At 43.6% G+C, this 21,973-nt stretch carries 15 protein-coding genes; 8 read left to right on the top strand and 7 right to left on the bottom strand.

Features of this window, described 5'->3' with window-relative positions; translation table 11 throughout:
* Positions 1 to 2: 2 nt before the first annotated feature.
* Genes MK403_RS02695 through MK403_RS02685 form a run of 3 tightly spaced genes read left to right on the top strand, consistent with a single transcriptional unit; the run spans position 3 to position 2,063 of the window.
* On the top strand, positions 3 to 1,418 hold the full coding sequence (locus MK403_RS02695; RefSeq protein ID WP_268708886.1) for a Y-family DNA polymerase: 1,416 nt from the start codon (positions 3 to 5) through the stop codon (positions 1,416 to 1,418).
* Positions 1,415 to 1,777, top strand: a complete 363-nt coding sequence (locus MK403_RS02690; protein WP_268708885.1) for a hypothetical protein — start codon at positions 1,415 to 1,417, stop codon at positions 1,775 to 1,777. Before MK403_RS02695 ends, MK403_RS02690 begins: the two co-directional genes overlap by 4 nt.
* Entirely contained in the window at positions 1,770 to 2,063 is a 294-nt protein-coding gene (locus tag MK403_RS02685; protein ID WP_049490283.1) for a DUF5960 family protein, read from the top strand. The genes MK403_RS02690 and MK403_RS02685 overlap by 8 nt, the downstream gene beginning before the upstream one ends.
* A 360-nt stretch (positions 2,064 to 2,423) precedes the next feature.
* Here the strand turns inward: MK403_RS02685 and MK403_RS02680 are convergent, their stop codons facing one another.
* The 6 genes from MK403_RS02680 to MK403_RS02655 all read right to left on the bottom strand — a co-directional run bounded on the left by MK403_RS02680 (position 2,424) and on the right by MK403_RS02655 (position 11,326).
* Positions 2,424 to 8,816: an alpha-L-fucosidase gene (locus MK403_RS02680; protein ID WP_268708884.1), complete on the bottom strand. Its 6,393-nt coding sequence runs from the start codon at positions 8,814 to 8,816 to the stop codon at positions 2,424 to 2,426.
* Between the two features lie 341 nt (positions 8,817 to 9,157).
* Positions 9,158 to 9,634, bottom strand: a complete 477-nt coding sequence (locus MK403_RS02675) for a glutathione peroxidase (protein WP_000200910.1) — start codon at positions 9,632 to 9,634, stop codon at positions 9,158 to 9,160.
* Positions 9,631 to 10,209, bottom strand: coding sequence for a DUF3278 domain-containing protein (locus tag MK403_RS02670; protein ID WP_268708883.1), 579 nt, complete (start codon positions 10,207 to 10,209; stop codon positions 9,631 to 9,633). The genes MK403_RS02675 and MK403_RS02670 overlap by 4 nt, the downstream gene beginning before the upstream one ends.
* Before the next feature lie 12 nt (positions 10,210 to 10,221).
* Positions 10,222 to 10,563, bottom strand: coding sequence for a hypothetical protein (locus MK403_RS02665; protein ID WP_268708882.1), 342 nt, complete (start codon positions 10,561 to 10,563; stop codon positions 10,222 to 10,224).
* 10 nt (positions 10,564 to 10,573) lie between these two features.
* On the bottom strand, positions 10,574 to 11,116 hold the full coding sequence (locus tag MK403_RS02660; RefSeq protein WP_268708881.1) for a DUF3278 domain-containing protein: 543 nt from the start codon (positions 11,114 to 11,116) through the stop codon (positions 10,574 to 10,576).
* Positions 11,117 to 11,131: 15 nt separating this feature from the next.
* Complete coding sequence (locus MK403_RS02655) at positions 11,132 to 11,326, bottom strand: helix-turn-helix transcriptional regulator (protein WP_001082471.1); 195 nt, start codon at positions 11,324 to 11,326, stop codon at positions 11,132 to 11,134.
* A gap of 164 nt (positions 11,327 to 11,490) precedes the next feature.
* Between MK403_RS02655 and rsmH the strand changes: the two genes are divergently transcribed.
* The 4 genes from rsmH to mraY are packed head-to-tail and all read left to right on the top strand — an operon-like array spanning position 11,491 to position 16,010.
* On the top strand, positions 11,491 to 12,441 hold the full coding sequence (rsmH, locus tag MK403_RS02650) for a 16S rRNA (cytosine(1402)-N(4))-methyltransferase RsmH (protein ID WP_268708880.1): 951 nt from the start codon (positions 11,491 to 11,493) through the stop codon (positions 12,439 to 12,441).
* Positions 12,442 to 12,451: 10 nt separating this feature from the next.
* Positions 12,452 to 12,769, top strand: a complete 318-nt coding sequence (ftsL, locus tag MK403_RS02645; protein ID WP_000840800.1) for a cell division protein FtsL — start codon at positions 12,452 to 12,454, stop codon at positions 12,767 to 12,769.
* A 3-nt stretch (positions 12,770 to 12,772) separates the two neighbouring features.
* Positions 12,773 to 15,028, top strand: a complete 2,256-nt coding sequence (pbp2x, locus tag MK403_RS02640; protein WP_268708879.1) for a penicillin-binding protein PBP2X — start codon at positions 12,773 to 12,775, stop codon at positions 15,026 to 15,028.
* A gap of 1 nt (position 15,029) precedes the next feature.
* Positions 15,030 to 16,010 carry a phospho-N-acetylmuramoyl-pentapeptide-transferase gene (gene mraY, locus MK403_RS02635; RefSeq protein WP_268708878.1) on the top strand — a complete coding sequence of 327 codons (981 nt, stop codon included), beginning with the start codon at positions 15,030 to 15,032 and terminating at the stop codon, positions 16,008 to 16,010.
* Positions 16,011 to 16,079: 69 nt separating this feature from the next.
* Here the strand turns inward: mraY and MK403_RS02630 are convergent, their stop codons facing one another.
* Positions 16,080 to 21,203 carry an SIALI-17 repeat-containing surface protein gene (locus tag MK403_RS02630; protein ID WP_268708877.1) on the bottom strand — a complete coding sequence of 1,708 codons (5,124 nt, stop codon included), beginning with the start codon at positions 21,201 to 21,203 and terminating at the stop codon, positions 16,080 to 16,082.
* A gap of 331 nt (positions 21,204 to 21,534) precedes the next feature.
* Here MK403_RS02630 and MK403_RS02625 point away from each other — a divergent pair, with 331 nt between their 5' ends.
* Complete coding sequence (locus MK403_RS02625; protein ID WP_000364987.1) at positions 21,535 to 21,783, top strand: YneF family protein; 249 nt, start codon at positions 21,535 to 21,537, stop codon at positions 21,781 to 21,783.
* Positions 21,784 to 21,973 lie beyond the last annotated feature (190 nt).

Below are 21,973 nucleotides of genomic sequence, written 5' to 3'. Positions count from 1 at the left end.
CTATGGGCTACTTTGATTATTCCAGAGAGCCCAAAAGTGATATTGCCTTTGTCGATATGAAATCTTTTTATGCCAGTGTCGAGTGTGTGAAAAGGGGCTTGCATCCGCTGAAGACCTCGCTTTGTGTCATGAGTCGCGCGGATAATTCTACTGGTCTTATCCTAGCTTCCTCTCCCATGTTTAAGAAGATTTTTGGCAAGTCCAATGTTGGTCGGGCCTATGATCTGCCTTTTGATATCAAAACGCGCAAATTTTCTTATTACAATGCTCGAAAGCAAGGCTTGCCTACTGACTCAGACTATGTTCGCTACATCGAAGATTGGGCTCAAGTGACTTTGATTGTGCCTCCTAGGATGGATGAGTACATAGCGGTCAATATGGAAATCCAGCGAATCTTTCAAAACTATGGTAGTCCAGATGATATTTATCCCTACTCTATTGATGAAGGTTTTATTGATCTGACTAGTTCGCTCAACTACTTCATCCCAGACAAGAGTCTCTCTCGCAAAGACAAGCTGGATCTGCTTTCTGCTCGCATCCAGAGGGATATTTGGAGGCAGACAGGGATCTACTCTACAGTGGGTATGTCCAATGCCAATCCCTTACTGGCCAAGTTGGCTCTGGATAATGAGGCCAAGCACACTCCGACCATGAGGGCCAACTGGTCTTACCAGGATGTGGAAGAGAAGGTTTGGGCCATTCCCAAGATGACGGACTTTTGGGGGATTGGCAGGCGGATGGAGAAACGCTTGCATGCTCTGGGGATTTTTTCCATCAGAGAATTAGCTACAAGCAACCCAGACCAGCTACAGAAGGCTCTGGGTCAGGCTGGCCTGCGTTTGTGGTTTCATGCTAACGGGATTGATGAGAGCAATGTTCACAGGCCCTATAAAGCCAAGTCCCAAGGGTTAGGAAATTCTCAAATCTTGCCGAGAGACTACGTGAAGCTACGGGATATCGAAATTATTCTCCGCGAAATGGCGGAGCAGGTGGCTATTAGACTGAGAAGGGCGGGCAAGAAAACAACCCTTGTCTCTATCTATGCTGGTTTCTCTAAACAGGAAGTCAGGCCGTCTATTCACACACAAATGAAGGTCGAACCGACCAATAATACAGCTATCTTAACGGATTATGTTTTGAAGCTATTTCATAACAAATACACTTCTGGAGCGGTCAGAAGTGTCGGAGTCAACTATTCAGGATTTGTGGACGAGTCCTTTGACTTGATCTCCCTCTTCGATGATGTTGACAAGTTAGAAAAAGAAGAAAGGCTCCAGACGGCTATTGATGCCATTCGGGAACAATTTGGTTTTACCTCCCTTTTAAAGGCCAATGCACTGGAAGAAGCCTCTAGGAGTCTTGCCAGAAGCAAGCTGATTGGGGGACATTCTGCTGGAGGATTAGATGGACTAAAATGATTGATCGTTCTTATTTACCCTTTCAATCTGCGCGTGACTATCAAGATCCAGGGATGCAGAAGTGGATGGGCTTTTTCCTCTCAGAGCATACTAGTTCACTCGGTGAAGAGAAAAATCGGGTTGCTTTTTCGACGGTCTTGAATCCCGTTGAGAAGCTACTCTTGCTTTCACAGCTTTATGTCGGGCAACTAAAGGGATGCTTTGTGGTCAAGGAAAAGAAGCATAAAACTACGATCATTGGCGAGGTGAGCGAATTATCACCTCAAACTCTATCTATTAGGACCAATGAGGGCTATAGGCTGGTAGAGCTAGCAGATGTGCTCGAAATTCGACTGTGGGAGGAGGGAGTTTATGACTAGAAAAGAGTTGTATGAAAACAAACTACAGATGGATTATTTTTCAGATGCCTATATTCGTTTTGAAGAGGATTTTCAAAAATACTCTGCTATGAATGTTCCCTTGACTTTTTTGATCGATGATATCCTACGCACCATGGCGATGAATCAGAAGAACTACTTTGTTTTAAACAAGGAAAACGCCAAGGATGGGCGGGAGCATCGCTTTTATTTTAGGGTGGTGACGGAAAAAGAGTGTCCCAGAAATCGAACCTATGCATATGCTGGACTCAAAAATAGTAGTCAGTGACTAGGTGTGGAAGAGGAAAGTCTGATTTAGGAAAGACGGCTTGTGAGCGTCAGAAAATCTCATGGTATTGGAATTCGAAACACCATCTTTTATCTGTGGAGTTCTTGCAGAACTTATGATGGTATTTCTGATGAGATAAGACCAGGGGCACTCTCTTTTTTAGATGAGCGTTTATTTGAAAACGTGGTTGGATTTGAGAACACCTATTCTCAATGATCATCTTACTTTATAGATTCATACCAAAACATCCATGTGTATTTGTGGATGTTTTTTAATTTTACAGATAGAAAAAGAGAAGACCAAATGGTCTTCTCAACGGGGGAACTGAAATAATGGGAAAGAATCAATCAAAGATTGTTATTAGTCTTCGAAATTCTTTTGGAAGATGAGGAGAGACAAGATAGAAGTAATGGCTGCCAAGAGGAGGAAGGCATTCGTTTCTTGTTCCCCAGTTGCTGGGAGTTGTCTTTCCTTGTCTTGTTTAACTGTAGTTGTAACAGGAACTTTTTCATCTTTTGCTGGTGAATTATCTGTTACGGCTGGAGCAGGTTTTTCAGTCTCTCTTGGGAGAACGTACTCAGGAAGAGTCACAACAGGTGGCGCCTCTGTTCCAACTGAGCTTTGTTTACTACCTACCTCAATCACTCGATCTTGAGCTGGAGTCGCTTCTGTTTGGAGAACCTTGCGCTTGTCACCGTCTACTTCAACATACTCGACTAAGAGACCGTCCTTACCTTCTGATAGAACTTGCTCTTTTCCTTTGTCTAGTAAAGCATTTTCGCGACGGATAGTCTTGAACGGCACGGCCTTATTGACAATTTCCAAACTTGGAAGTGTAAAGACAAGGTTCTTAACTCCTTCTTCAGGAGATGAAGAAGTAATCGGTTTTTCAGGTTGAGCTGGTAGAGGGTGCTCAGGAAGGGTCACAACAGGTGGCGCCTCTGTTCCTACTGAACTTTGTTTAGTGCCAACCTCAATCACTCGCTCTTGAGCTGGGGTTGTTTCCGTTTGGACAACCTTGCGCTTGTCACCGTCCACTTCAACATACTCGACTAAGAGACCGTCTTTTCCTTCTGATAGAACCTGCTCTTTTCCTTTGTCTAATTGTGGGTTTTCGCGACGAATAGTCTTGAATGGTACTACCTTATTGACGATTTCCAAGCTTGGAAGTGTAAAGACAAGGTCCTTAACCCCTTCTTCAGGACTTGAAGAAGTAATTGGTTTCTCAGGTTGAGCAGGTTTTTCAGGTTGAGCAGGTTTTTCAGGTTCAGCTGGTTTTTCAGGTTCAGCTGGTTTTTCAGGTTCAGCTGGTTTTTCAGGTTGAGCAGGATTTTCAGGTTGAGCAGGTTTCTCAGGTTGAACTGGTTTCTCAGGTTGAACTGGTTTCTCAGGCTCAGCCGGTTTTTCAGGCTCAGCAGGATTTTCCGGTTGAGCCGGTTTTTCAGGCTCGGCAGGTTTTTCAGGCTCAGCAGGTTTTTCAGGCTGAGCCGGTTTCTCAGGTTGAGCCGGTTTTTCAGGCTCAGCAGGTTTCTCAGGTTGAGCAGGATTTTCCGGTTGAGCAGGATTTTCCGGTTGAGCCGGTTTTTCCGGTTGAGCCGGTTTTTCCGGTTGAGTAGGTTTTTCAGGCTGAACTGGCTTTTCAGGCTGAGCTGGTTTTTCAGTCTCAGCAGGTTTCTCAGGTTGAGCCGGTTTTTTCGGTTGCGCCGGTTTCTCCGGTTGCGCCGGTTTTTCAGGCTCAGCAGGTTTTTCAGTCTCAGCAGGTTTTTCAGGCTGAACTGGTTTTTCAGGCTTAGCTGCTTCAAGCTTGCTAATTTGTTCAAGAGCGGATTCTAGCGCTTTATTAACTTCTTCTTGAGTCTTGGCCTCTTGAATTGCAGCAATTGCTTGGTTTGCAAGTTCAATTAATTTCTTCTTAGCTTCATTGTTAGAACCAAGCTCACCGACTTTTTTCTCGATGGCTTCTGTCAAGCTAGCCATGGCCTTATTGTATTCGATTTCCGGCTGTTTCGGTTCAGCAGGCTGTTCTGGTTGTTCTGGACTAGGTTCCTCGCCAGGTTTTTGGTAGTTTTCGTCCTTGCTGAGAATATCTTGCAAAGTACTTACTGTCAACATAACATCCTGAGCATCTACAGTTTCAGCGCTGAGTTGGTTTTTCAATTTGTCTAGATTTGCTTGGAAAGCTTGGCGTGCAGTAGGTGTATTTTTCAATCCTGTTGGGTCAAAGTTAGCCAAATCGTCCTTCCATTTAGTGATGGATTGAAGAAGCTCTTTTTTGCTGTAGAGTTCGCTTCCTTCACCACGAGTGATGAATTGGTCCACCTGGATACCGATATTTCGGGACAAATCGTTTCGATCAGGATTGAGTTGAAGGGTGACTGCGTGCAAATTTTCGTCCAGACCTTTTAGGCTAACCAGAGTTTGATTGCCTTGGCGTTGGGCTGCACGACCGCTAAAGTATTTCTTGCCATCAATAGTCGAAGCATTTCCCATGCCATCTTGGTAAGGAACTTCTTTACCATCTAAGAAGACCTTATAGATACCGTGACCTGGGTCTACAAATCCCTTGATGTCAAGTCCAGTACCATAGAAGTAAGCTGTTACAGTTGTCTTTTTCTTTTGCTCGTCAGTTAAGCGACCAAAGGATGCCCAGGACTCAGTCTTTTGGTACTTGTCTGCCGAATTGGTTTCATGGTGCCAGCCAGGACTGTAATCCAACTGACTAGCTTGGTCATCATAACTTGTTTGGTCCTTGATCAGCAATTCAGCTTTCATCACTTGGATGGTTGCATCTGTAGCAAAACCGAGCAGGGCACCATCAGTGACAGAAGTGAGCTTGGCTTTGAAGTCAAAGACAGAGTCGGCTTGTTCTGTAAAGTCAATCGTTGGGATGGTAACAGTCTTTTCTGTTTCTCCGTCTTTAAAGGTCACATCTTGAGTTGTATCTTGGTAAACTTTACCGTGAACCCCAGTTCCAGGTTCTGTGATGAAGCGCACAGTAGCAGTCCCCTTGCTTCCACCAACACGTTTAATCTTAACAGTGACGGGTTTTCCTTTTTCGACTTCGTAGTTGGTAGACTCGAGTTCAAACATCCCTTTGCTATCATTATTTAGGGTGTAGATTCCTTCTGTAGCAATTGGTTCGCCTGTTTTGTTCACGAGGGTAATAGTGTGTTGGCCTGGTGCTAAATCGCCTGTCTCAAAGACTTTTTGGCTACGTTTACGGCTAGCATTCTTAGTTTGCACATCTGCAACCTTTTGACCATCAACGTAGACGGACATTTCTCCATGACCTGGGTCGACTGTAGAGACGACATAGGCCTTGGTTCCTGTGAAGGTATAGCTTACTTTGGCATCTTTTTGATTGGTCCACATAGAAGTGCCACGAACCCCTTCAGATTCATTGTACCAAGTTGTTCCAGCTGTATCTGCCGTTGTGTTTGAGTGGTATTCCAGTCCAAGAGGGTAGCCATCTGTCTTTTCAATGCTGCTTGGTGTCTTGTAGACTGAGAAGTTGGTTAAGATTGGAGTTGCTTGAGCACCAGTGATGGTCACACGGATTTTTTGTGCCTCTACAGGCTTGCCTTGAACCAAGCGACGGTAACCAACGGTCGAACCTTCGCCGTATGTCACCCAACGTCCGTTGATTTCAACTTCAATCTTGAAACCAGAGATACGTTGCCCTTTGGCGATGTCTTCCTTGAGTTCAACAACGTCAAAGCGTCTCTTTTGGCCCAAATCAACTGTAAAGCTACCAGTTGTGGCATCATTTGAGAGCGCCCAGCTGGTGTCATCTTTACCGTCTGTGAGGTGGCTTTCCTTGTAAAGGTGGTTTTGACGGGTAGAACTTGCTGTTACAGTGGCACCTTTGGCAAAGTCAGTCGCATACATTTGGTCTAGGGTTGCTTTGAATTCCTTCAAGCGAGCCACATCCGCATCGGCGAATTTTCCTTCTTTGTTTGGTGGAATATTGAGAAGGAGTGGTGTTCCACGACCAACAGACTTGAAGTAGATATCCATCAACTCTTTGAGTGATTTCGGCTGTTGATTGTCATGATAGAACCAACCTGAACGGATCGAAACATCAGCTTCCCCTACAGAGTACATATCACCATCTGGGTCACCATGGTTGAGGTATTCGTTTTTCACATCGTCTGTGATGTTGGCCCGTTTGACTTTATGCCATACAGGGTCGCCTGCGATACCTCGTTCATTTCCGATCCAGCGAACACTTGTCGGTTGAGCAGAGAAGATGGCGATATCCCCCTCAGCTTCTTTGATGTATTTGAACCATTCATCAAAGGTATAGGTTACTTTTTGGGCACCGCTACCACGCGCACCATCCATCCAAACTTCGATAAATTTCCCTTTATTACCGTATTTCGGATTACCAAGGATTTCTTTCAGTTGGTTGAGATAGTATTGGTTATATTCTTTTTCAGTTGCAACATGGTATTTTGGATGGTTGGCATCCCATGGTGACAAGTAAACTCCCATGTTCATGTCGTACTTGCTAGCAGACTTGGAGACCTCTTCGAGAAGGTCACCTTTTCCATCTTTCCATGGACTAGCAGCTACGGTATGGTTGGTGTACTTAGATGGGTAAGCAACGAATCCGTCGTGGTGTTTAACAACCATAATGGTTCGTTTGAAGCCCGTTTCCTTCAGAGTACGGATCCATTGGTCAGTATCCAAGTTGGTTGGATTGAAGTATCGGGGGTCTTCTTTCCCATTTCCCCATTCAGAATTGGTATAGGTGTTCATCCCATAGTGGATGAAGGCTGCCAATTCTTCCTTGTGGTAATCGAGTTGAGCCTTGCTTGGAAGAGGTCCATGATTGCCAATTTCGGTTTCTTTATCTTCTGGATGAGCTACTGGTTGAGTCGGTGTCGTTGGATTGGATGCATCAGCGATTGGCTCGTATTCAAAGACGACCTCATTCACACCTTTATGCTGGATGGCTGCTTCCAGGCTAGTCTTGACTGGACGGTAGCCAGCGATGTCTTTTGCATGGAAGGTGTTGACAAAGGAAACGTCATACTCTTGACCTTCATTGTTATCAACTGTCGCTTCCGCTAGTTCAGTAGTGGTTCCTTTTTGACGGTAGTAAACTTTGAAGGAGCCTTTGTTGACTTTATAAACCACCTTGATGACACGTGTACCAGGAGCTGTTTTGCTAACGACATTGTGGTTCCACTCGTCTTTTAGTTGCTTCTGAATCTCGACCCCATCAATAGAAACAATCTGGTATTTTTCTAGATTTTGCTTGTAGAATTCGGTTGGAGTGATTGCTTTCTTGAAATCATAGTCAAAGCCAGTTCCCACTTCTGTTTTGTCTAAGAAAGTATCATTTTCTTTGATTGTATTGCCTGCTTCATCCACGTGCTGGATAACGACACGTCCGTAATCAATTCCCTTGACTAGAGTAGCGACACCGCTCTCATCAAAGGAGTACTGATTTTCTCCGATGACAGCTGTCTTATTTCTAAGCATTTCACCTTCGGGTGTAAAGTAGTAGCGTTTGCCATTATCCCCTTGATACCATCCCTTGACACCATATTTGTCAATGATATCTTTGACCCATTTGAGTTGTTCAGGAGAGAGGACAAGTCCACCACCAAAGCGGTCTTTCTCAGGCACACCGTTGTCAACCGTTCCGTGTTGGTGTACGCCGATGACTTTTCCATCACCATTGATAATTCCACCACCAGACAAACCAGATACAGAAGTTGTTTGGTAAGTGATGCCAGTAGCTCCCTTGTCATCATAAGGATCGACGGATTTTACCTTGCCGTCAGCTTTATAGAGTTGTCCAGCTACGATAGGCTGTTTAAGTTCTTTTGAGCTTGAGTCAGTTGGGTAACCAATCGTGCTGACAGGGTCCCCTGCTTTGTAAGTCTTATGCTCAGCGAGTGGTACAAAAGTTGCTGCTTTATTTGGGCTTGCAATTTGTATAGGGACAGGTGATACAACTGCTGCCAAATCATTTTGATATCCCTTGCTAAACTCTTCTTTGTTCCAGAAATGGATATCTTTCTCTTGAAAGAGTGTGGTATTTCCTGAATTTGGCTGAGAATTTTTAACGGGAGCGTTGGAGCCTAGATTGTAATAGAAGCGCGCAGAATCTCCGCCACGAACATGGCCCTCTTTGTCTAAAAAGTTGTGCGCAACTGTCAAGAAGACGTTAGGTGCTACGAAGATACCTGAGCCTGAAACGAGGTAGCGTTGTTCCCCTGCGTTGTAAGTGCTGTAAACCATAGTAGCAGCAGTAGCAGGTTGTCCCTCGTAGTTGATGTGTTTGAGGTCTTGTCCACCGTTAATGATGGCACGGTTTCCGTTCTCAGCTTCCTTTGGAGTTTCTTCCTTGTTCTTTAGAATGCTCTCAGTTTCTACTTTTGGACTAGCTTTCTGGTCAACGATAGTCTTTGTATCGAGTTCTTTGACAGGTGTGTCGGGGTAGGCACGGTCCTGAATGTCTTCAGGGAGCAAGTCAGCACTGCTAGTATCGGTAGCAGGCGTTTCTTGTTTTTCAGCTTCTACACGACCTTCTTCTTTGACTGGTTCAGTCTTGGTCTCTTCTATATCTGCGACTTGTTTAATTTGCTGATCTAAATTGGATGTCGTGGCAGGAGACGTTTCGTCTGCACGTACGGTTCCAGAAGCAAAAAATGCCAGTCCGACGATAACAGAGGCCACACCTACAGTCAACTTCCGAATGCTAAATGTTTGCCCTTTTTCAAAAAGGTATCGATTCATAATATACTCCTAGTTTTTAGAAAGGCAGTCAGCTACTGCCCGAGCCCAAGTCTGACTTGGTTACAACTTGATTTAATGAAAAAACTCTCTGATAATTGTAAGCCACCTTACCTCCTGCTTATAAAGCGCTTTCATTTTAAGATAAAAAAATTTAAAAGGTCATTTCTCCCTTAAAATGACTGAAAACTTTTAATATAACAAATATACTAAATTAATGAAAGAATTGCAATAGCAAAAAACAAAAAAATAAATATAAATTAAAGAAAATCAGTTACTTTTTAAAGAAAAAACGCATCCTTTCAGGGCTCAAACTAAATGAAAGGATACGTTTTAAAAAGAAATTAGAGTATTTTTTGGAGAGACTCTTGGATGGTTTGGGGGTCTGTTTTGGAAGAGAAGCGCTCAAGGACTTGCCCATCTCGACCAATGAGAAACTTAGCAAAATTCCATTCGATTCGTTTTCCTAGCGGGCCAGATTTCTGGTCTTTTAGCCAAACATAAAGAGGATCTGCCTCCTTGCCGTTGACCTTAATCTTGGCAAAGCGAGGGAAAGTGGTCTGATAGTGTAGACTGCAGAAACTATTGATTTCCTCTGCGCTGCCGGGTGCTTGTCCCATAAACTGATTGCAAGGGAAATCTAGGATTTCAAAGCCCTGATCTTGATAGCGTTCATAGAGTTCTTGAAGCCCCTGGTACTGGGGCGTTAAACCACATCCAGTAGCAGTGTTGACAATCAAGAGAATTTTACCACGATAGCTCTCTAGGGGAGTCGCTTGGTTATTTTGGTTTAAAACGGAAAAATCATATATACTGGTCATTTTTCTATATTTTCCTTATGCGTTACTGGTTCAGAGTGTTTTGCCTCGTGTTCTGATAAAAAGGCATAGGTCATGGTTCCAAAGATAGCACCAATACCCAATCCCAAGACTAGTAAAGGGAGTATTTTATCAAAGTGGGAGAGATTGTCCAAAAAGGTGTCGAGGGGAAGATGCTGAGCAAAGAGTTTATGAAAGATTAGTAAGAGAAAGAGGACAAGCTGAATGCTGAGGAATACACCCCAACTACGAACTTTGATCTGGCTTTTGCTGTAGCTTTTGTGATGGATTTCGGACTGGTCATCCTTGTCTAAATGTAAGTCGCGAACTGCTAGTCTCGCCCTAGATGAGAGGACAAAGATAAGTCCAAAATAGAGGTAGGGCATGGCATCTCGAACTAACTCTATGAAGCGTCCAAATAGGAGATAGAACAAGAAGAGTAGGAGGGAGGAGTAAACGATTTGGATCAAGGTACGGGCACAAGCCTTGTAAATCATCTCTTGACGGCATTCATCAAAAGGCCCTTGTATGTGAAAGAATAGTTTGAGTAAGCGAGTGGTGAAATCTTCTTTTTTCATGGGAGTAACCTCCTAAATGAGCGATTTTTGATTGACTTCTTTAAAGAGTTGATAGAGAGTATAGAAGTAAACCAAACTAAAAATGATACAGATTATTAGAAATACCAGGTATCTCCAATCCATAGGATTTGTTAAAAGTTGTGGAAAGGATATGAGGATAAAACAGAGAGATGCGTTTAGAAGGCGTATTTTTTTTGATTGAATTTTCTGGAATCTCTGTCCCTTGTTCAATACAGGAAGGAATAAAAGAAAGATAATCAAGAAAGGATGCTCAATATGTCCAGAAAGTAGGAAAAAGGTAATAAAGATACTAATAAAAACATGACTGATCAGTAGTCTCGCTAGTGATTTCATAGGGTACCTCCTAATCGTCGTCCTGATCTTCCTTGGCTTTTGCAATGCGATGGGAGATGATAATTTGTATAATTACTCCGAAGAAGAAAGACTGGAGAATACTTGAAAAAATATTTTTAAAAGTGAGAAGAGACTGAAGATAGTCCTGACTCTCACCTAGTAGTATATGGAGAAGAGGGGTTACAAAAAAACTCATCAATCCATAGACTATCCCCGCTTTAAGACCTGGGTAGTGTAGTTGCTTGCTTTCTTTCTCATTCAGCATATCTAGATCAATGGCTGTGATGCCTGTTTTCCTGGTTTGGGAGAGCACATAGAGAGCAGAAATCATCGAAATGCCGAATACCACAAGAGGATAGCCGATAGCGACAATTTGCGGATATTTATAAGCAAGGACAAAGGGAATAAGATTACCTAAAGTCATGAGGTAAAAGAGAATCACAAAGATTTTATTTCCAATGCGGTCAGCTTCGCGTCGTTTGTGTTCATCAAGTGGTCCTGAAATGCCATAAATGCGTTTGATCAGTTTTTCAGTGAGAGTTTCTTTTTTCATGAGTTTGCTCCTTTTTTAAAAATTATCCTCCCAAAAGAGACTATTGAGGTCAGTTTGGAGGCTGCGGGCGAGATTGAGACAGAGTTCCAGGGTTGGATTGTACTTGTCGTTCTCAATCATATTGATGGTTTGTCTCGAGACACCGATATCCTTGGCGAGTTCGAGCTGGGAAATACCCAGTTCCTTGCGAAATTCTTTCACACGATTCATCTGTTCTCCTTTCTGATTTATGTCGTATATATTTGACTATATTATATTCTTCTATGAAATAGATGTCAAGCATATTTGACATATTCTTAAAGAAATCTTACTTTTTTTGACCTATTTGTCTGACAAGTGCAAGCTGGTCAGATTTGTGGTAAAATAGATAAGATATGACAAAAGAATTTCATCATGTAACGGTCTTGCTTCATGAAACGATTGATATGCTTGACGTAAAACCTGACGGTATCTACGTTGATGCGACTTTGGGCGGAGCAGGCCATAGCGAATATTTATTAAGTAAATTGAGCGAAAAAGGGCATCTCTATGCCTTTGACCAGGACCAGAATGCTATTGACAATGCGCAAAAACGGTTGGCACCCTATATCGAAAAGGGGATGGTGACTTTTATCAAGGATAACTTCCGTCATTTGCAGGCACGTTTGCAGGAGGCTGGTGTCCAGGAAATTGATGGAATTTGTTATGACTTGGGAGTGTCCAGTCCTCAGCTGGATCAGCGTGAGCGTGGTTTTTCTTATAAAAAGGATGCGCCACTGGATATGCGGATGAATCAGGAAGCTAGTCTGACGGCCTATGAGGTGGTCAATCATTATGACTATCATGACTTGGTTCGGATCTTTTTCAAGTATGGTGAGGATAAGTTTTCTAAACAGATTGCTCGTAAGATTGAGCAAGCGCGTGAGGTGAAACCAATTGAGACAACGACGGAGTTGGCAGAGATTATCAAGTCGGCCAAGCCTGCCAAGGAACTCAAGAAAAAGGGGCACCCTGCCAAGCAGATTTTTCAGGCTATCCGAATTGAAGTCAATGATGAGCTGGGCGCTGCAGATGAATCCATCCAGCAGGCCATGGACATGCTGACTTTGGATGGTAGAATCTCAGTCATTACTTTCCATTCGCTGGAAGACCGCTTGACCAAGCAATTATTCAAAGAAGCTTCAACAGTGGAAGTTCCCAAAGGCTTGCCCTTCATTCCAGATGACCTTAAGCCCAAGATGGAATTGGTATCCCGTAAGCCAATCTTGCCAAGTGCTGAAGAGCTAGAAGCCAACAACCGTTCGCATTCAGCCAAGTTGCGCGTGGCTAGAAAAATTCACAAGTAAGAGGAAAAACATGGCAGAAAGAATCGAAAAAACAAGCCAGTTATTGCAAACGAAGTTTAAAGGTTTTTCACGTGTGGAAAAGGCCTTCTATGTTTCGATTGCAGTTACAATGATTATCCTGGCAATTAGCGTTGTGTTTATGCAGACCAAGCTATTACAAGTTCAGAATGAATTGACCAAGGTCAATGCTCAAATCGAAGAAAAGAAAACCGAGCTAGACGATGCCAAGCAAGAGGTCAATGAATTGATTCGTTCAGAACGTTTGAAAGAGATTGCAAACTCCAAGGATTTGCAGCTGAATAACGAAAATATCCGAGCAGCGGAGTAAGAAATGAAACAGTGGAAAGAAAAAATCATCCGTTATGCCGTTCGTAACCGTAAATCTCCAGAAGAAAATCGCCGAAGAGTAGGGAAAAGCCTGAGTTTATTGGCTGTCATACTCTTCGCTGTCTTTTTGGTCAACTTTGCGGTCATTATCGGAACAGGTAAAAAATTTGGTAAGGACTTGGTTCAAGAAGCAAACAAGGTCCATCAAACAACCAAGACGATTCCTGCAAAACGGGGAACCATCTACGATCGTAATGGAACACCTATTGCTGAGGATGCAACTTCGTATAATATCTATGCTGTTATTGACAAGACCTACAAGTCAGCAACAGGCAAAATTCTCTATGTAGAGGATTCTCAATTTAATAAGGTGGCTGAAATTTTCCATAAGTATCTGGATATGGAGGAGTCTTATGTCAAAGAACAGCTTTCTCAGCCAGATCTAAAACAGGTGTCTTTTGGTACTAAGGGAAATGGGATTACCTATGCCAATATGATGGCCATCAAAAATGACCTCAAAACTGCTGGTGTTGAGGGAATTGACTTTACGACGAGCCCCAACCGTAGTTATCCCAATGGACAGTTTGCTTCTTCCTTTATCGGTTTAGCGCAACTCCATGAAAATGAGGATGGGACCAAACGTTTGATTGGGACATCTGGATTGGAGAGTTCTTTAAATAACATTCTGGCGGGTACAGATGGGATCATCACCTATGAGAAAGATCGTCTGGGAAATATTGTTCCGGGTACAGATCAAGCTTCTCAACAAACAGTAGATGGAAAAGATGTCTACACAACCCTTTCTAGTCCCTTGCAATCCTTTATGGAAACCCAGATGGATGCCTTCCAGGAAAAAGTAAAAGGCAAGTATATGACGGCTACCTTGGTTAGCGCTAAAACAGGGGAAATCCTGGCTACGACCCAACGGCCGACCTTTAATGCAGATACCAAGGATGGCATCACAAAAGACTTTGTCTGGCGTGATATCCTCTATCAAAGTAACTACGAGCCAGGGTCAACCATGAAGGTGATGATGTTGGCTTCGGCTATTGACAACAATACCTTCCCTGGTGGCGAGTACTTTAACAGTAGTGAATTGAAAATAGCAGATGCGACCATTCGAGACTGGGACGTCAATGAAGGATTGACTAGTGGTGGCACCATGACCTTCTCTCAAGGATTTGCTCACTCAAGTAATATCGGAATGACCTTGCTTGAGCAAAAGATGGGGGATGCAACCTGGCTGGACTACCTCAACCGTTTTAAGTTTGGGGTACCGACCCGTTTTGGTCTGGCAGATGAGTACACAGGTCAATTGCCTGCTGACAACATTGTCAATATCGCCATGAGTTCATTTGGACAAGGGATTTCTGTTACCCAGACCCAGATGCTTCGTGCTTTTACAGCTATTGCCAACGATGGGGTTATGTTGGAGCCGAAATTTATCAGTGCCCTCTATGATCCAAATGACCAGTCTGTTCGTAAGTCTCAAAAGGAAATTGTCGGAAATCCTGTGTCAAAAACAGCAGCGTCCTCTACTCGGGAGCACATGGTCATGGTCGGAACAGATCCTGTCTACGGTACCATGTACAACCACAGTACAGGAAAACCAAATGTCAATGTTCCAGGTCAGAATGTAGCCCTCAAGTCTGGTACAGCCGAAATCGCTGACGAGAAAAATGGAGGCTACTTGGTTGGTTCTACCAACAACATTTTCTCAGTTGTGGCTATGAACCCTGCCGAAAATCCTGATTTTATCTTGTATGTAACGGTTCAACAGCCTGAACATTATTCAGGTATCCAATTGGGAGAATTTGCCAACCCAATCTTGGAGCGGGCTTCAGCTATGAAAGAATCCCTCAATCTTCAGTCAACTGCCAAGAACTTGGATCAGGTCAGCAAGACGACAAGCTATGCTATGCCAGCTACCAAGGGCTTTACCCCAGGTGACCTAGCAGAAGAATTGCGTCGCAACCTTGTCCAACCAATTGTTATCGGAACAGGAACCAAGATCAAGGAACTCTCGGTTTCTGAAGGAGATAATTTGGAAGCCAATCAGCAGATCTTGATCCTGTCAGATAAGGTCGAAGAAATGCCTGATATGTACGGCTGGACAGATGAAAATGTGCAAACATTTGCTAAATGGCTGAATATAGAAGTCGAGTGGGAAGGTAGTGGCAAAACGGTCAAGAAACAAAGTGTCCGTGCCAATACAGCCCTCAAAGACATTAAAAAAATGAAAGTAACTTTAGGAGATTAAGATGATTAGTTCCATTAGTGCTGGAATTCTAGCCTTTCTATTGACCTTGATTGGCATTCCAGCCTTTATCCGATTTTATCGAAAAGCACAGATTACGGGTCAGCAGATGCACGAGGATGTCAAACAACACCAAGCTAAAGCTGGGACTCCAACCATGGGAGGTCTTGTCTTCCTTATCGTTGCAGTAGTTGTGAGCTTTCTTATTGCTCTCTTTACCCAACAATTGACCAACAATGTAGGCATGATTTTGTTTATCTTGGTGTTGTATGGTTTGGTAGGTTTTCTGGATGATTTCCTCAAGGTCTTTCGTAAGATCAACGAAGGCTTGAATCCTAAGCAAAAGCTTGCTCTCCAGCTCCTTGGAGGAGTGATTTTCTACCTCTTTTATGAGCGTGGTGGCGATATGCTTTCAGTTTTTGGCTACCAAGTTCATTTGGGTTTTTTCTATATTTTCTTTGCCCTTTTCTGGCTAGTTGGTTTTTCCAATGCGGTGAATCTGACTGACGGGATTGATGGCTTAGCGAGTATTTCCGTGGTGATTAGCTTATCGGCCTACGGTGTGATTGCTTATATGCAAAATCAACTGGATATTCTTCTTGTGATTCTTGCCATGATTGGTGGTTTGCTAGGTTTCTTCGTCTTTAACCACAAACCTGCCAAGGTCTTCATGGGAGATGTAGGAAGTTTGGCTCTTGGTGGGATGCTAGCAGCAATCTCTATGGCCCTCCACCAAGAATGGACCCTTTTGTTGATTGGGATTATCTATGTCTTTGAGACAAGCTCTGTTATGATGCAGGTTACCTACTTCAAACTTAGTGGTGGAAAGCGTATTTTCCGTATGACACCTGTGCATCACCATTTCGAGCTTGGAGGATTCTCAGGCAAGGGCAATCCTTGGAGCGAGTGGAAGGTTGACTTCTTCTTTTGGGGAGTTGGGCTTCTAGCAAGTCTCTTGACCTTAACCTTTTTATACCTGCTGTAAACATAACTTTTGATGACAAAATAAAACAGGATGAAGGTGATCTTCATCCTGTTTTTGTGTGTTTAAAGGTTAGTTGGAGTCATCCTTTCTTCCTTTTAACATAAAAGTGGCTGTAAGGGCTAGGCTGAGTCCTGCTAAGAAGAGGAGTGGGTTGGACGCTTCTCCTGTTGCTGGAAGTTCTTCTTTAGGAGAATGATTTCCAGCTTTAGCAAGGCTCGGACTAGCTGGAAATTGTTCAGTCTCGTGTGCCAAGGTTTCTTCATCTGAAGCACTTGGTTTTTCCTCTGTGTTAGAGCTTGTTCCAGTAGCTTGATAGACGACAGCATAGGTACTGAAATGATTAGTGATGAATTCTACCTTTCCGTCTCGAACGGTGAAATCAAGGGCTTGCAACTCCTTGGTCGGAGTAATATAGTAGACCTTTTCTACGTTAGCTGAAATAGGCAAGCGAACCAAGACAGAGCCTTTTGGCTGTACGCTATGATCTGTTGGATTTTTAAGTTGTAGGTCGTAAGCATCATAGGTCTTGCCAAAGAGTTCTTGAGCTAGGACACGTCGGCTAGAGATATGAGAAATTCCTTCTAAGTCAGTGACTCCACCAATGATTTCCACTCCAGTTTCCTTATCTTTCAAGACTTGAACTGGATAGTCAGGAAGGCTATGGGTCGGAGCGACCTGATCTCCACTGGTTCCGATAGGTTTGGTGTATTCAGGTTTTTCAACAGTAGGAGCTTCCTCTTGTCCTGCCGTTCCGATAGGGTCAGTGTATTCAGGAATTGTCACTGTAGGCGGTTCCTCTTGCCCTGCAGTCCCGATAGGCTCGGTGTATTCCGGAATGTCAACTGTTGGAGTTTCTTGTTTTCCTACAGTTCCGATAGGCTCAGTGTATTCAGGCTTTTCAACTGTAGGTGGCTCTTCTTGTCCTGCCGTTCCGATAGGGTTGGTGTATTCCGGAATTTCAACAGTAGGAGCTGGTTCGTCTCCCTTACTTGTAGTTGGCTGGCTCTCGTCAACCTTCTTCTCATCTTTTTTAGTAAAGACAGCTACGATCGGGCTACTTGTGGTAGTTCCTTGAATGGCATAAGCTTCAATTGCTTTTCCAGTTTGTCGATCAGTAGCTTCAGGGATTGGGATTTGAACTTGATTGTCTTGGATTGATAGGATAGTCTGATCTCCACTGGTAACCAGATGCGTTTCATCCACCTTACGCAAAACTAGAGGATCTTTGACACCTGGGAAGGTCACTGCGATGGCTTCCCAATCTCCAGCTGGTAGGCTTAAGGAAATGGTTTTGTCATTTTCCTTAAGAGGCGCGATGCTAGGGCTATCTAGACCAACAGCAGGGGCTTTGATGATATCAAAGGAGTCTAAAGAGATTTTCTTGCGACCTTCTGGCGAATCTGGGTCAACTTGTAATGTCAGGGTGTGCGGGCCGTCAGTAAGGTTTGTAAATTCGCCAATAAAGGCTCTCTTTTCGGTTGCACCTGAAGTGTAGAAGTCTAGACTTGTCATTTCTTTGCCATCTAGTGTAACACGTGCTCGTCCAAGGGCAAGGCTCTTCAAGCCAAAGATACGAATACCTGTCCCTGTAAAGGAAATGGTTGCCTGAGCTTCTGAAGCAGTACTTGGGTCGCTGTTGTTGATGTCAGCGTATTTTTCCGTGCCTTCGTAGAGTTCAGGGTCAGACCAGTCCTTAAACTGGGAACCATACTGGATACGCGAATCACGATCATCCATTTTTTCAATCGTATTGCCCGTTCCTGCTAGGATTTTGAAATAATCTAATGAAATTTTCGAGCGCTCACTACCACGCCCTTTGTGCTCACGTTTAACACGAAGAGTCAATGTGTGAGGTCCGTCAGACAATCCTGTGAAGCGACCGATGAGACTGCCTTTTTCAGTTGCTCCAGCAGTATGGAAGTCAAGTTCGTTGACTTCTTTGCCATCAATTTTAGCAGTGGCAAGACCTAGTTCAGACGATTTCAGTCCATAGATTTCGATACCAACGCCAGTGAAAGGAATGGTGGCAGTGATGTCTTCGTCTGTGTAGTCTCCTTTTGAAAGGTCAGCAAATTTCTCTGTTCCTCCAAATAATTCTGAGTCTGCCCAGTTTCCAAAGGCAGCTCCGTACTGGATACGGCCGTCTCGGTCGTCCATCAACTCGCTATAGGTTTCGACAGTGGCCTGTTCAGAAACTTGTGTGGCAAGCTCGCCCAGCATAGCCTTGACAGTATAGGTGTAGGCATGTTGAGGATTGAGTGATCGGTCAATAAAGTGGGTTTGATTGGTTACAAATTCTCTGGTCGCAGAGGTTTGGCCAGTTTCGTCTTTCACTTGTCTTTGGATGACATAGTGGGTAGCGCCTTCTACTTGGTTAAAGGTGAGTTCGGCAGTGACACCATTTTGTCGAACTGCTGTTAGACTGGTTACACGACCAGAGAAGTGTTCAAAGGTAATGACATCACCTTTTTGTGTTGCAAGCTGGATACGATTATCTTTAAGGATCGTTGCCTTGACTGGTTTGCCATTGACCTTGATCTGACTGGATTCGATATTTGGATAGTCTACAACTAGGTCTCCACCGACATTTGAAAGGAAGGACAAGCTTTGCAAGTTTTTATCTTTCCACTTCATGCTGACTTCAAAGTTTCCTCGAGCAACCAAGCCAGAAACCTGACCGTCTTTCCAAGCATCAGGAAGGGCAGGCAATGGCGCAATATAGCCAGTGTGTGATTGGAGAAGCATTTCTGCCATTCCACTGGTTGCTCCGAAGTTGCCATCGATTTGGAAAGGCGCGTGGGTATCCCAAAGGTTTTCTAGGGTTGAATACTTGAGCTGTTCAGCGAGCAAGCGATGAGCACGGTTACCGTCCAGCAGACGAGCCCAGAGGTTGATTTTATTGGCCTTAGACCAACCTGTACCACCATCTCCACGGTGGTTTAAAGTAGCACGAGCAGCCTCTAGGTATTCAGCCTGGTCCTTGCTAAAGAGCGTACCTGGGAAGAGACCAACTAGATGGGAAACGTGACGGTGATGATTTTCAATCCCTTCATTTGTGAATTGGGGGCTGTCCTCCTCGTACCATTCCTTGATGCGCCCCTCTTTATTGATGTGAAGTGGTTTGAGTTTGTCAAATTTAGCCTTGACCTCTGTGACTAAGTCTTGGTCGACATTCAGATGGTTGGCGACTTCCATGTAGTCGTGGAATAGCTGCCAGACTAGCGACTGGTCAAAGGTATTTCCGATGGTAATGGTCCCGTGTTCAGGTGAGTAGGATGGAGAAGATACCCAACGGTCACTGGCCTGGTCATAGTGCAAGAAGGAGTTCCAGAACTTAGCGGTTTCCTTGAGCATTGGATAAATCTTTTCTTTGAGATAGGTCTCATCCTTGGTGAATTTATAATAGTCATAGACGTTCTGCATCATCCAGGCATTAGCAGCTGGAGACCAACCCCAATAGTAATTCCAACCTGGAGTAGTCCAGCCAAATGGTGTCGCCTGGGTGTGGACCAGCCAACCATTTTCTTGTCCGTCTTTGGATTCGATACCTGCATATTCCTTGGCAGCGACGCGGCCATAATAGCGCATGTCGTCAATGTAATTGATCATTGGCTTGGCTGTTTCAGCAAGGTTGCTCATATAAGCTGGCCAATAGTTCATTTGCAAGTTGACATTGAGGTGGTAGTCAGCGTTCCAAGGTGGATTGTCTACAGCATTCCAGACTCCTTGTAGGTTGGCAGGAAGGGCATCTGTCCGATCACGAGATGAACTAATCAATAAATAACGTCCGTATTGGAAGAAGAGTTCTTCCAATTTTTGCCCTTTATCTGGGTTATAGCCTTGAAGGGCCTCTTTAGTCGTTTGATCAGTCTTGTTTCCGCCTAGATTTAGTTTAACGCGGTTAAAGAGACTTTGATAGTCCTTGATATGGGCCTTTTTAAGTGTCTCGTAGTCTTTGGCCTTAGCTGCTTCGACAATCCCTTTAACTGTTTTTTCGAGGTCAATGTCTTTTCGATAGTTGGTTTTAGGATTTTGAGCAAAGTTAGTCTTGGCGCTGAGATAGAGGGTCGCATAACTTGCGCCTGTAACGGTCAGAGTCTCATCCTGAACAGTCACCTTTCCGTCCGTTTTAATTCCTAGGTAGGATGCAAATTTGAGGCCGTTATCTTTGACAGTTCCTTTTAGAAGGATTCCATTTTCATCTGTAGTAACATGTCCGTTCTTATAGTTGGAATATTCCCAAGAGTAGTTGCCATTAGCAAGCAAGTCTTCTGTCAAACTGTTCCAAAGGGTAAAGTCAAGTGTCTTGTTTCCTTTTTTGGTCAAGTGGGTCACAGTGACATCATCAGGATAGCTGGAGAAAGTTTCGCGTTTGAAGGTGGTCCCATCTTGGGTGTAAGAAGTTGTAGTTGTGGCTTCTGTGATATCCAAACCACGATGATAATCTGTTACAGTATCTAGTCCTTTTTTCTGGTTATTGAAGACCATGAAGATATCACCAAAGGCAAGGTAACGTCCATACTGGGCGTTGTTTGGTCCAACTAGATTTTGTTCAGCTAGCTGTTTTGCTTTTTGGCGGTCTCCAACTTCGAGGGCTTTACGAATCTCCGCCAAGACCTTGTAGCGCTCCTGATAGTTCCCTCCGTTATAATCGGTGCTATCAGGTTGAGGACCTCCTGACCAGAGGGTTTTTTCGTTATACTGGATTCTTTCTTCGCCAATTAGGCCAAATACCTTGGCTCCCATTTCTCCATTTCCGACAGGAAGGGCTTGTTTTTCCCATCCATCATAGGAGGGAGCTGTTGGCTGATCGTAGTTGAGTTGATAGTTTTCTTGCTTTGTCACTGGCTGATCTGCTTTTTCAGGTTCCTTATTTTCTTTAGCTTCTACAATGGCTTCTTCACTAGCTTGACTATTTGTCGTCTGAGTCTCGTTAGCTGGCTTGCTTCCGGAAACTACTGGACTCTCGGCTAGAGACGTATTTGTAGTTTCAGTAGCTTCAGCTGCTTTGGGTTCGCTATCAGGCTTAGTGATAGCTTCGACAGAGGTTGGTTCAGTTTGCTTAACCTCAACACTGTCTGCGGCTACAGTGTGGTTGACTAGAAAAACAGCTCCCAGTAAAACAGAAGCAGTCCCAACCGTCAGCTTGCGGATGCTATAGCGACAGGATTTCTCCCAAAAGTGTTTTTTCATAAAACTCTCCTTTGTTTATCTGAAATCGCTTACATTACATGAAGCAGTTTCGTTTAATTTGTTTCTATTTATCTCCTCACCTCCCATTCTACTGGTCATCTAGCATTTGTCAAGAGGTTTTTGGTGAAAAACATATTTGATATTGCTTTTTCTTAAAATAGTAGAGAAAAGAGAGGAAGGGGGAGAATTATTCGTAATTTCATAGTTCATTCTGATTGTAAGACTAGCTTAGAATTAGTTTCCCTCCTCCCTGAAAGCGTAAAACAAACTAGTCAGAAAAGTCACTTTGTGGTATAATATAGAGGACTCAAAAAGAAACAGGAGAAAAAGAATGGACTTACTTTTAGCAATTGTCTTGATTGTGCTAGCTTTTCTAGGAGGAGCTCTTGGAGGGATGTACTTGGTTCGTAAGCAAATCGAAAAAGAATTTGCGGACAACCCACGTTTGAACGCTGAGGCAGTTCGTGCTCTCTTGAGTGCAAATGGTCAAAAACCAAGCGAAGCCAAGGTACAACAAGTTTACCACCAAATCATCCGCCAACAAAAAGCAGCCCTCGCTAACAATAAAAAGAAAAAATAAATAAGGAAAAGTCTGGGATGAAAGTTCCAGACTTCTCACTATGTTCAATAGTTCTCAAGGATAAGACTTTTTCCTTGCATTCTATTGATATTTGATTATGATTAAGAGAGAGGCAGTTGCCATTCTATCAAGCTGTCTATCCGTTCATTTAGGACGAGTAATTATGATGAACTATCAATCAGAAAAAGAC

Origin of the sequence: Streptococcus oralis (genome assembly GCF_026782285.1) — a bacterium.
Taxonomy (GTDB): domain Bacteria; phylum Bacillota; class Bacilli; order Lactobacillales; family Streptococcaceae; genus Streptococcus; species Streptococcus oralis_CG.
This window is presented reverse-complemented; position numbering and strand designations above follow the sequence as displayed.

Bases quoted from the DNA above. Each gene is read 5' to 3' on its own strand.
- MK403_RS02665 (WP_268708882.1), bottom strand. From the start codon at position 10,563: ATGAAATCACTAGCGAGACTACTGATCAGTCATGTTTTTATTAGTATC.
- MK403_RS02655 (WP_001082471.1), bottom strand. From the start codon at position 11,326: ATGAATCGTGTGAAAGAATTTCGCAAGGAACTGGGTATTTCCCAGCTC.
- MK403_RS02685 (WP_049490283.1), top strand. From the start codon at position 1,770: ATGACTAGAAAAGAGTTGTATGAAAACAAACTACAGATGGATTATTTT.
- MK403_RS02625 (WP_000364987.1), top strand. From the start codon at position 21,535: ATGGACTTACTTTTAGCAATTGTCTTGATTGTGCTAGCTTTTCTAGGA.
- mraY (WP_268708878.1), top strand. From the start codon at position 15,030: ATGATTAGTTCCATTAGTGCTGGAATTCTAGCCTTTCTATTGACCTTG.
- ftsL (WP_000840800.1), top strand. From the start codon at position 12,452: ATGGCAGAAAGAATCGAAAAAACAAGCCAGTTATTGCAAACGAAGTTT.
- MK403_RS02670 (WP_268708883.1), bottom strand. From the start codon at position 10,209: ATGAAAAAAGAAGATTTCACCACTCGCTTACTCAAACTATTCTTTCAC.
- MK403_RS02690 (WP_268708885.1), top strand. From the start codon at position 1,415: ATGATTGATCGTTCTTATTTACCCTTTCAATCTGCGCGTGACTATCAA.
- pbp2x (WP_268708879.1), top strand. From the start codon at position 12,773: ATGAAACAGTGGAAAGAAAAAATCATCCGTTATGCCGTTCGTAACCGT.
- MK403_RS02695 (WP_268708886.1), top strand. From the start codon at position 3: ATGGGCTACTTTGATTATTCCAGAGAGCCCAAAAGTGATATTGCCTTT.
- MK403_RS02630 (WP_268708877.1), bottom strand. From the start codon at position 21,203: ATGAAAAAACACTTTTGGGAGAAATCCTGTCGCTATAGCATCCGCAAG.
- MK403_RS02680 (WP_268708884.1), bottom strand. From the start codon at position 8,816: ATGAATCGATACCTTTTTGAAAAAGGGCAAACATTTAGCATTCGGAAG.
- MK403_RS02675 (WP_000200910.1), bottom strand. From the start codon at position 9,634: ATGACCAGTATATATGATTTTTCCGTTTTAAACCAAAATAACCAAGCG.
- MK403_RS02660 (WP_268708881.1), bottom strand. From the start codon at position 11,116: ATGAAAAAAGAAACTCTCACTGAAAAACTGATCAAACGCATTTATGGC.
- rsmH (WP_268708880.1), top strand. From the start codon at position 11,491: ATGACAAAAGAATTTCATCATGTAACGGTCTTGCTTCATGAAACGATT.